Raw genomic sequence first — 10,532 nt, forward strand, 5'->3', positions numbered from 1 at the left:
AAATGACTATCAGCTTCTCTGCTTTTCTCTCGCAGCTTCTATCCAATCCCGCCCTTGCCATCACCGCCCTGCTGACCCTGGGAGTCATTCTTGTCAATGGCTGGACCGACGCGCCCAATGCCATTGCCACCTGTGTATCTACCAGAGCCATCAGCGCCAGGCATGCCATCATCATGGCTGCTGTCTTTAATTTCCTCGGTGTATTTGTAATGACTATGATAAATGCCAGCGTCGCCTCCACCATCTATAATATGGTGGATTTCGGGGGAAACCCGGAGCAGGCCCTGGTAGCCCTGTGTGCGGCGCTTGTGGCTATTGTCACCTGGGCCACCGCAGCATGGTGGTTCGGCATTCCCACCAGTGAAAGCCATGCCCTGATTGCCGGGCTTTCCGGTGCCGCTATCGCCATGCATAACAGTCTGGCAGGCATCCAGCTTTCCGAATGGATCAAGGTTATTTACGGCCTGATCCTTTCCACGCTCCTTGGTTTTGCCCTGGGCTGGCTTTCCGCTAAGGGCGTGGAGTTTTCCTGCAGACACAGGGACAGATGCGGTACCACCCGCTTTTTCGGAGGGGCGCAGATCGCCGGCGGGGCGGCGATGGCCTTCATGCACGGTGCGCAGGACGGCCAGAAATTTATGGGGGTTTTCATGCTGGGGATCTTTCTTGCCGGCGGGAAGGACGGGGTCACCTCTTTCCAAATCCCTCTCTGGCTCATGATCCTTTGCAGTATGGTAATGGCTCTCGGAACCTCCATTGGAGGCTACCGTATCATCAAAGCCGTGGGTATGGATATGGTCAAGCTGGAAAAATACCAGGGCTTTGCCGCAGATATGGCGGGTGCCGTATGCCTGCTGCTCTCCTCCCTGACCGGAATCCCGGTATCCACCACGCATACAAAAACAACAGCTATCATGGGCGTGGGCGCCTCCCGCAGGCTCTCCGCCGTAAATTGGGGCGTAGTGAAGGAAATGGTTTTGACCTGGGTACTGACCTTCCCGGGCTGCGGCATTATCGGTTATCTTTTCGCAAAATTATTTTTATTCCTCTTCTGAAGTCCCCCATGCCCGGTTCACCGGACAGCATCATGCAGGAAAGCAGCCGGCCGAAAGGCCATCAAGATTATGGAAGCAGACTGCAAATATAATTCAAGCCCTCAAGAAAGGAAACTATCATGGCACGTAAAAAAGAAAATAATTATTTTGAGATGTTTGTAGAAGCGGTTACCTATTCCTGCCAGGCCGCAGATATGCTGAAGGAGGATTTTCTGAATTTTGATCCCGCCCAGCTGGCTGTCCATATCGAATCTCTGCATAATATCGAACATACCGCGGACATTGCCAAGCACGGACTCCTGGAAAAGCTCATGAAGGAATTTATCACCCCCATCGACCGGGAAGATATCCTGGAGCTTTCCAAAGCCCTGGACGATGTGACCGACAGCCTGGAGGATGTCCTTCTTCGGCTGTACATGTTCGGGATCACCTCGTTACGGGAGGATGCCATATCCTTTGTTTCCATCATCAATGACTGCTGCTATTCCCTTAAAAAGCTGATGCTGGAATTTGAGAATTTCCGTAAATCCAAAGTGATTAAGGAAATGATCATCGATATCAACCATCTGGAGGAAACCGGCGACCGCCTGTATACGGAGGCCATGCACCGGCTCTATACGGAACCGGCCGACGCTGTGGAGATCCTTGCCTGGACCACCATCTACAACCGTATGGAAAAATGCTGCGACAAATGTGAAGACGCCGCCGACGTGGTGGAAGCCGTCCTCCTGAAATACAGCTGATCCCCCTGCCCGCAGCATTTATGCAAAACAGAAGGCGCTTTTTTATACACCAAGCGCCTTCTTTATTTCCGGCACAGCCATGCCGTCCTCCCGCATCTGCTTAATTTCCCGGATCCGGGATACCGCTTCCTCCCTCCGGTATCTGCGGGTGAGATTCTCTTCTGCCTGTTCAAAAGGAATCATGCCCTCCTCCGTATAAAATTTAAGCGTGCTGTAACGGGATTCCGTCAGACGAACCAATTCCCCAATGGTAACAAATTCAGCTGTCTGTATTGTTTCCAGACTTCTTTGCCTGCCCATTTTCCTCACCCTGCCTTTTATTTACTGTCTTTTATCTACTGTCTTTTTATTTACAGCCTTTTCTTTGCCGGCTTTCTTCTTTTCATCAGCAGCTTTTATATTTGTTTTCACGTTTCTTTTTTAAACGAAGGAATCAGGTGGCGGCACTTCCCGATATGCTGACCGCTATAATCATTGTCTCCACATACTCCATCATTTTCTTAACCGTGGTTCCCTGCTCCGATTCCCTGACCTCTTTGATCCGCTTCCTCAACTGTTCCGATTCATATTTACTGAAATACTGCTTTAAAAGCCCGCTTGTATCCAAAAGAGCCGTCAAAGCGGCGATATCATCGCTCACCTCGCCCTCCTCCAGAAGTTCCGCCCGGAGCTGCTGGATAACGTTATCCACACATCCCTCCTCCGGATAAAAACGCAGGCTTTCCACCAGTATCCCTTTGCTTTCTTCCTTCGCGCAGCCTTCCTTTACCAACGATCCGCCCACGCTGTATACAAGCTCCTTTATCCTTTTATCCGTAAAAGAAAATGCATAATCAGAGGCTATCGTACTGATTTTTCTGGGTTTCTCCGCCAGATAAGCATAAAAAGGGCGTAAATAGCTTCTCTCTTCTCCGGGTTCCTTCCTTGCTGCAATCTTTTTTCCCTCTTCTTCGCAGCAGCCTGCACCCATCAATTCCAGTAACGCTCCTCCTGTAAGACATACCTGCTGCTCCACCGACCAGGCGGACAGTTTCCCATTTTTATTCAATGCGCATAATAAATACTGCTGTGTTAATCCAAGTTCTTTCATTCTGTCATTTCCTCCTTTAAGAAAAAACAGTACCGTATCGGTTTTGCCGATTGCCGTTTCCTGCATAATGTGTATAGGTTACCACTTATTACTTACTACTTATCACTTGCTACTTACAATATACTCGTTCTCTTCCCTTTTGTCAATAACTATTACGAATAAGCAGGAAAAAAGTCTTACAACAGGAGGACGAATAACAGCCTGTGGGAAAAGCCGGAGGGCAAAACCACGCGGCAGCACCACAGGGGGCGTTAACTGTAACGGTTGATACGCTTTGTCCTGTCTTTTTCCTTCCTGACTATTGACAAGCCAGAAACTGCCACGGTATAATATAGACCGTGACAGCATTCCTATGCTGTGATTTGCGGTTATGGCGGAATTGGCAGACGCGCCAGATTTAGGTTCTGGTGGGAGACCATGCAGGTTCAAGTCCTGTTAACCGCATGAATTTAACACCGAAATGTCCTTACTTAAACATGATTTTGTTTAGAGAAAAAGGAGAGAAGGTGCGTACTATACAACAGCGTACAGAGGGTGTCGCAAAATCATTGAATAGAGATGATTGAGCGGCACCCTCTATTTAAAACCAAAATAATTAACCGCTGATGTTGTTTAACTTATGACATTACATTTACACGTACCTTTATCGCCGAACTTCTGATTCACCCTTGTGGACTTTGCACGGTTTACAGTAGTGTTTCGGGTAAATTCTATGCGTAAATAAAAAGCTTTTTGCCTATAATAAACAATATTGTCTCACTGAGAAAAAGGCAGTTAAACTGATAGAGTGATCTGATATTAAACCAGCGGATTAAAAAAGTGGATTGTATGTACACTTTGGCAAGAGAGGTGTTATTATGTGGAGATGCTCGGAATGTGGCAAAGAGTTCAAGAAGATGAATCAAGACCATTATTGCGGTAAATTAAATACGATTGATGAATATATCGCCGGCCAGCCTGCGGCAGTTCAGCTGATTTTGCATAAAGTGCGTGAAGCCATCCGCGCTACCGCACCAGATGCCGTGGAGAAAATCTCCTGGCAGATGCCTACATTTTGGCAAGGCGAGAACATTATCCACTTTGCGGCGTTTCAAAAGCATATTGGCATCTATCCCGGCGATTTGTCCCTTGCGCCCTTTGAAGAACGCCTGACTGGGTATCACAGGACGAAGGGTGCGGTTCAGTTTCCGTTTGACAAGCCCATTGACTTTGAGCTGATAGCGGACATGGCGCGATGGCGTGTGGCCTGCGTCCAGGAAAAGAATAAGATGAATGATAAAACTTATGAATATGATGCAATCATTGAGTCCACCGATAAATGCGGCGCCTATGTTGTATTTCCATACGATGTCCGTGGGGAATTCGGCAAGGGACGTGTCAAAGTCCATGCAACATTTGACGGCGAGCCTTACGATGGCAGTGTCGTGAACATGGGAGTGAAGAACCCGGACGGCTCTGTCTGCTATATCATCGGTATCCGAAAGGACATCCGGGCAAAAATCGGCAAGCAAATTGGCGATCCGGTGACCGTTAAGATAACGGAGAGGAAATAAAATAAAGAAGGAGAGCTGATAATGATTACACCTTATCTTGTGTTTAACGGTAACTGCAATGACGCGCTGGATTTTTACCGCGCAATATTCCATTGTGGCGAGCCGAAAGTCCTGCCTTATGGAGACTATATGCCGGAGGGTTCCAAGACCCCGCCGGAGCTTATGCGCACCTGGGTGATGCACGCCGAGATGACAATATGTGGTACGAATGTCTGGTTTGCGGATGAAGCAACACCGGTCAAAGAAGGGGGCAACATCAGGCTGACCGCTGCCGTGCCCACGGGCAAGGAGGCAAAGGTTATCTTCGATGCGCTTTGCCAAGGCGGCGAAGTGACACTTCCGTCGACCGAAACGTTCTACAGCGTATTCCATGCCGCCGTAACGGATCAGTTCGGCGTGAATTGGAATGTTGTCGCCGAGGAACAGCCGAAACAGGAGCAAGGCTGATGCCGGCAGGCTTTACTCCTGACGAGCTCCGCGAAGCGCATCGCGCTTTGCTGACCACGCTGTATAAGTGCAAGAAGATGGACGCCGCCAAACTGGGCAAGTCACAACAGACTCTTCTTAAACGGCGAATCGCCGCTCTGAAAATTGCGCTGACATTGATCGAGAAGGAACAAGCACAGGAGGAGAAAGGATAAAAATATAATGGACAACGAGCGTGTATATAAGATGACATTTTCAAGCGTTTATCCCATGTATATTCAAAAAGTGGAGAAGAAGGGCCGTGCCAAAGAGGAACTCGACACGGTGGTTTGCTGGCTGACGGGCTATGACGACAGTGGATTGCAGGCGCAAATTGAAAAAGAGGTTGATTTTGAGACGTTCTTTGCTGAAGCCCCGCAAATCAACCCTAATGCACATAAGATTACAGGCGTAATCTGTGGCGTTCGTGTAGAGAACATCGAAGAGCCTCTCATGCAGAAAATCCGTTGTCTTGACAAATTGGTTGATGAATTAGCGAAAGGCAAACCGATGGAGAAGGTTTTAAAGAATTGAATGTGAAACCGTAATAAATCCGCTTCGTATTTGTACGGAGCGGATTTATTACAATTGAGCGTTCCTCATACTCAACCCGTAAATATAGGTAACTATTCTTCTTGGGCATATAGTTGCTTAATATCCATTTTAAGCGGAGTTATATCTTTTATTTTGATATTGGTATAAAGATATTTTCCCATATCCCGATCATGCCAAAGTTCACCAATGATTTCATGTGGATCATCCACAACATAATTCCTACCTTGCAATGCGCCGCAATGTTCACATATATTAGCCATATATTTTGATTTTGTGGTATTGCTATAGCGTAACTGAATAGTTGATATTTGCTTTGATAGCAAATCATCAATATAACTTAAATCCCCCAATCCAACTGTGGGGCCACCTAGGCTAAAGAGTTCGTCCAAATCAGCAAGATCATAATCAAGATAATAAGAATAAACTGGCGTTTTCTTTTTGCATTTATAGCATTCCTTTTCCCAGCGATAGATGTTCAATCCATAGTTTTGTATATACTTTAATATAAAGTCGGGAATATTCAATGTTGATTTGCATGTCGGATAATTAGAACATCCTGCAAATACACCATATTTCCCTTCACGGATTTTATAATAGCCATTACAGCTGCCACATGAGATTCGAACATCCACATGCGGGGAATTCGAAACAGTATTGGCCCTTGGCTCTGGCTTAGCTTTTGGACTTTCGCTTTCATCGTTTTTCTTGCCGAACAATTTATCAAATATACCCATGAACGACTCCTCCTCTTATAGTCAAGTGCGATTAACAATACAGAACTCAGGTTAATTATTATATTTCAGATACTCTATCTGAAAATATTCGAGGAAACCCAGTCAGGGTTTCCATTAAAACGTCTTTTCTTTCTTTTGCCACCTTTTGAAATTGCCTTTTGTTTTTTATTGGAACCCCTGAAAGTACCGCTGCAAGTCTTAAAGATATAACTCTATCGCCAAAACCTGATTCATAAATAATAATACTCTTTTTAGATGGAAGGCCATATCGCATCTGCCTGCTTAGTTCACCCAGCAGCCTACATGTGTCTTCGATTTCTTCGTAATGTAGTTGCATGAGCTCAGCGATCGCATTAATAATGAGTGTTGAGGCATATCCAAACCCATCATCGCAAATATCAATGATTTCTCCAAGCTGTATATCTCCTTCCTTTTTCCTGCGGATAATCTTGACATCATTTTCAGATGCATAATCACAAATTTGCTTATACGAAGCTCCATCAATCCACATATTGGCCATAATGGGTATTGATTCTGCTGTTATCACTGCCCTCAGACATTTGTTTTCACTGTATTCAATCAGTTTTTGAATAATTAACTGTAGAATTTCTGATGTCATCTCACAGCTCATTAGCCCATCACAGTTTTCATTAACCCAATTTTCTAATTCAAGGAGTTGTTTTGTTCCAAGCAATGTGCGACTAAAAGCCGATCGCTTATCTGCGCTACTAATCGTGTTCAGTATATGCTCTCTGATTGTTGTGAATATGATTTTCAAGCGTTCTTTTTCTTTTGCGGTAGCAAGAAAATCGCCAAATGTACTAGATATGAGTGTATCTATGTCTTGGTCACTATCATCAGTGAGAAATGACAAGAGGTAGCTTTCAATTGCGTCTAAGCATTCTCTGGTTTCCGGGACTTTATTTATTTCTCAGGAATCTTCCTTCCGAAAAAACCTATCCATCTGTGCATACAGAAGTTCGGCAGAAACAGGTTTGCTGATATGGGCGTTCATACCCGCCTGTCTGCTCTTTTCCACATCCTCCGCAAAAGCATTTGCCGTCATGGCGAGGATCGGAACCGTACCCGCATCCCTGCGCTCCATGGAACGGATAAGGCCGGCAGCTTCGTAGCCGCCCATCTCCGGCATGAGAATATCCATAAGAATCATATCATAATAGCCCACAGGGGAGGCGGCGAACTTTTCCACTGCCTTTTTCCCGTCTTCCGCCGTCTCTGATTCCGCCCCCATCATATGGATAAATTCGGATGCAATTTCCCGGTTCAGTTCGTTATCCTCCACGATGAGGATCCGTTTGCCTTCAAAAGCTCTGCCCTCCGGTTTCACTCCTCCGGTATCGGCAGGTGTTCCGGTATCGGCAGGCGCTCCGTTGTCCTGCAAATCCCCGTTTTCTTCCGGAGAGACTTCAGGCGCCGGATTATCCTGCCCGTTCCCCTGATGCATCGAATGCGCCGCTCCCTGCGAAGGATTTTCCGGCTCTCTCTCTTTCTGTCCCGCTCCCTGCAGCGCAGGCTCCCCGTCCCCGGCTTCCCATAAAGGGATTTCTACGGTAAAACAGCTGCCCACTCCCAGCCGGCTTTCCACCGTAAGCTTGCCTCCCATCAGCTCCGCAAGTCGCCTGCTGATAGCCAGCCCAAGGCCGGTGCCGCCGTATTTCTTTGCGGTGGCACTGCACTCCTGTTCAAAGGGCCGGAATATTTTTTCCTTATTTTCCTCACGGATCCCGCATCCGGTATCCTCCACTGTAAACTGCAGGCGGCGGAGGCCTTCCCTGACATCCGTTTCCCGTACACGGAGGCTTACCCGTCCCCCCGGTTCCGTAAACTTAAAAGCATTGGAAAGAAGGTTATTGATGATCTGGCTGATGCGCAGGGAATCCCCCAGATAGGCGGTATCCCTGTCCATCTCCGTCTCCATACGGAAATCGATATTTTTCTCCGCCGCCTGGGAACCGGCAATCGCGGCAAGCTGCTCCAGCATTGTCCCGAATTCCATACGTTCCACGCAAAGCTCAATTTTGCCGCTCTCTACTTTCGTCATGTCCAGCACATCATTCAGAAGGGAAAGCAGCTGGCCGGAGGACAGTTCCACCTTATGGAGGCAGTCCTTCACCTTTTCCCGGTTCTCCAGGTTATGCATGGCAATGTGGTTCATCCCGATAATACCGTTCAGCGGCGTCCGTATTTCATGGGACATCCGGGATAAAAATTCGCTCTTAGCCAGGCTGGCCTCCTCCGCCAGCCTGAGTGCCTGCTCCGTGGAGCTTTTTTCCCGTGCAAGAAGCCGGTTTTTCTGCCTTATAATCATGGCATAGCCAATGAATATACTGAGTAATGCGACTGTAATAATCAGGATGATCCCCATCGCCATCCGGGTCATGCCGCCGCTCAGTTCACTGATCCTTTCATCCAGCTTTCCATAGGGCATACTTACGCACATATACCAGCCGTTCACGGACAGGGGGATATAATACAGATATTTATGCACCCCGTCCAGAGTGAATGCCGTCACTCCCGTTTTTCCCTCTCTGATCTCCCTGCTGAGCATATCGGAAGTATACCCGTCATCAAACACAGCGTTGCTTTCCAGAAAATCCAGGACATTTTCACCGTCTTCTTCCTTTCCTTCATACCGCAGGATATAGCTGCCTTCCCTGTCTATAATATTCCCGTAAGCATTGGCGCCTTCCCGGTACAGGGACAGTCTCTCGCTCAGATAGGCAGGCTCCATCCCCACAATAGCCGCCACCATCCGGGTGTCTCCGAAGGGAATAGGTTCCATCACCGCTGAAATAAGGATTATCTGGCGTCCCAGCAGGGTCCGGTTGGACTCCATGCATTTGGGCTGTCCGTCCAGAAGTGCCTGCGCACTTTCGATAACCTCCGCCGCAGGATAACAGCCATCCGCCGAGTAGTAATTCCCTTTTTCATCCAGCATCGCCAGGAATGCAAAATTATTGTTCTGCTGCTTTTCCGCCATGAACTGCTGCAGCGTTTCCTGCGATTCCAGATTCCTGGGTTCGATATTGGTCATGACACTGCCTACACGGGTAAACTGGCTCGCCATTGTCGTATCAAAATGACCGGCCATCTGATCGGCCATCTCCGCCAGATAGATATCGCTGATTTCCAGGATGGTCCTGTTGGTTTCCTTCCTGTCCTCCCGCACCATCCATACCAGCAGAAACAGTACCAGCAGCACCATCGCGGCTCCCCCGGCGGCCATGGCTGCGGTTTGTTTTCTATTAGATGTTTTTCCTGCCTTCATACCCTGCTCCGTCAGTTTTATTCTATCCTGTTCTTTCCGTGAACCGATAGTTTATGGTCATCTTACCATCTCTGCATGGGAAAAACAAGCCTTTGGAACCAGATGGAGGCACAGAAAGCAGCAGGGCCGTCTGAACTGTTGCGCAGGGAGTTCCTTCTGTCAGGAAGCAGAATCAGCTTTCCCGAATGAGTAACTGTAAATAAACATATGAAGCGTATAATCCGCAGCCGGTCTGAAATCCACTGTCTTTTCCCCGCGCCGCAGAAATCCCTGGCTTTCATAAAACGGATAATTGCAGGTGCTGTCCGTGTACAGGTAAAATTCGGAAACCGCTTCCTCCTTCAGATAGGCAAGTGCCCGTAATAACAGCTGCTTTCCCGTCCCTTTCCCTCTTTCCTCCTCCGAAAGGGCAAAGAAAACCAGCTCCCCGTCAAAGCGGCGTCCGCATTCCTTCAGCAGCTCCTGATCCGTTTTATCAAAGCCGGAAAACATGCGTCCGATCCGCCTCCCGCTTTTGGTTGTGAGCAGATGCAGGGCCGCCGCAGTCTGGCGGAGATCATCCCCCAGGCGGATCCGGCCTCCTGCCGCCTCGCTGCGCGCCATAATGATTCCCAGTACCTTATCCCCTCTTACCGCCACTCTGGAAAATGTCTTTCTCGCAAGACAGCTTCGCAGATATAAAGCGGCCATCCGCCGCGCATCCTTCGGATTGGGGCTGAGCTTATCATAACCCCAGGTTTTTCTTATAATATCCTCCACCGCCTTATAATCCCTTTTTTCCAGTTCTCTGTATACAATACCCGTTCCTCTGTTTTCCATAGCCATACGCTCCTTTTTTGTTTTACAGCATTCCGGCGCCGCATAACTCATCCCACTGCCGTCTGAACTGTTACGTTTTCCATGCGCCTGCGGGCACTCGTCCTTGACTCCCGCTTCCTGTTAACGCTATAATAATCTTTACACTAACTGTAAAGTCAAGAAGTATTTTTCTCAAACCCCTAAAATGTATTAGTTAATTCTTATTTCACCCTTTAAATTCGTGTTTGAT

Annotated in this window: 12 protein-coding genes, 1 tRNA gene and 1 pseudogene; 8 read left to right on the top strand and 6 right to left on the bottom strand. The window is 47.8% G+C overall.

The genetic code is table 11. From position 1 onward, the window contains the following. The first annotated feature begins 2 nt into the window (after positions 1-2). Entirely contained in the window at positions 3-1,055 is a 1,053-nt protein-coding gene (locus DXA36_RS13255) for an inorganic phosphate transporter (protein ID WP_118679922.1), read from the top strand. Between the two features lie 119 nt (positions 1,056-1,174). Then, positions 1,175-1,798: a DUF47 domain-containing protein gene (locus DXA36_RS13260; RefSeq protein ID WP_118679924.1), complete on the top strand. Its 624-nt coding sequence runs from the start codon at positions 1,175-1,177 to the stop codon at positions 1,796-1,798. Positions 1,799-1,840: 42 nt separating this feature from the next. On the opposite strand, the gene DXA36_RS13265 is transcribed toward DXA36_RS13260, so the two are convergent. Both DXA36_RS13265 and DXA36_RS13270 read right to left on the bottom strand, forming a co-directional pair. Continuing rightward, positions 1,841-2,098: a helix-turn-helix domain-containing protein gene (locus DXA36_RS13265; RefSeq protein WP_118679926.1), complete on the bottom strand. Its 258-nt coding sequence runs from the start codon at positions 2,096-2,098 to the stop codon at positions 1,841-1,843. A gap of 133 nt (positions 2,099-2,231) precedes the next feature. Next, complete coding sequence (locus DXA36_RS13270) at positions 2,232-2,888, bottom strand: GOLPH3/VPS74 family protein (RefSeq protein ID WP_182479062.1); 657 nt, start codon at positions 2,886-2,888, stop codon at positions 2,232-2,234. 364 nt (positions 2,889-3,252) lie between these two features. Here DXA36_RS13270 and DXA36_RS13275 point away from each other — a divergent pair. From DXA36_RS13275 to DXA36_RS13295, 6 genes and pseudogenes are all read left to right on the top strand, one after another. Continuing rightward, a tRNA-Leu gene (locus tag DXA36_RS13275) sits at positions 3,253-3,332 on the top strand. Positions 3,333-3,784: 452 nt separating this feature from the next. After that, positions 3,785-4,117 (top strand): annotated as a pseudogene (locus DXA36_RS34225) (iron chaperone); the annotation flags it as partial. 39 nt (positions 4,118-4,156) lie between these two features. After that, positions 4,157-4,441, top strand: coding sequence for a DUF1905 domain-containing protein (locus tag DXA36_RS34230; RefSeq protein WP_182479065.1), 285 nt, complete (start codon positions 4,157-4,159; stop codon positions 4,439-4,441). Between the two features lie 21 nt (positions 4,442-4,462). Continuing rightward, positions 4,463-4,888, top strand: a complete 426-nt coding sequence (locus tag DXA36_RS13285; RefSeq protein ID WP_118679932.1) for a VOC family protein — start codon at positions 4,463-4,465, stop codon at positions 4,886-4,888. Then, positions 4,888-5,082 carry a hypothetical protein gene (locus DXA36_RS13290; protein WP_118679934.1) on the top strand — a complete coding sequence of 65 codons (195 nt, stop codon included), beginning with the start codon at positions 4,888-4,890 and terminating at the stop codon, positions 5,080-5,082. Before DXA36_RS13285 ends, DXA36_RS13290 begins: the two co-directional genes overlap by 1 nt. 7 nt (positions 5,083-5,089) lie before the next feature. Continuing rightward, complete coding sequence (locus tag DXA36_RS13295; protein WP_118679936.1) at positions 5,090-5,440, top strand: DUF2200 domain-containing protein; 351 nt, start codon at positions 5,090-5,092, stop codon at positions 5,438-5,440. Positions 5,441-5,532: 92 nt separating this feature from the next. On the opposite strand, the gene DXA36_RS13300 is transcribed toward DXA36_RS13295, so the two are convergent. From DXA36_RS13300 to DXA36_RS13315, 4 genes are all read right to left on the bottom strand, one after another. Next, positions 5,533-6,195, bottom strand: coding sequence for a topoisomerase DNA-binding C4 zinc finger domain-containing protein (locus DXA36_RS13300; protein ID WP_118679938.1), 663 nt, complete (start codon positions 6,193-6,195; stop codon positions 5,533-5,535). 58 nt (positions 6,196-6,253) lie between these two features. Next, on the bottom strand, positions 6,254-6,814 hold the full coding sequence (locus tag DXA36_RS13305) for a hypothetical protein (RefSeq protein WP_147366593.1): 561 nt from the start codon (positions 6,812-6,814) through the stop codon (positions 6,254-6,256). A 312-nt stretch (positions 6,815-7,126) separates the two neighbouring features. Then, a complete protein-coding gene (locus tag DXA36_RS13310; RefSeq protein ID WP_118679942.1) occupies positions 7,127-9,484 on the bottom strand; it encodes an ATP-binding protein in 2,358 nt (785 codons plus the stop codon). Positions 9,485-9,643: 159 nt separating this feature from the next. Further along, positions 9,644-10,303, bottom strand: coding sequence for a GNAT family N-acetyltransferase (locus DXA36_RS13315; RefSeq protein WP_182479063.1), 660 nt, complete (start codon positions 10,301-10,303; stop codon positions 9,644-9,646). Positions 10,304-10,532 lie beyond the last annotated feature (229 nt).

This window comes from Eisenbergiella sp. OF01-20 (genome assembly GCF_003478085.1).
Taxonomy (GTDB): Bacteria; Bacillota; Clostridia; order Lachnospirales; family Lachnospiraceae; genus Eisenbergiella.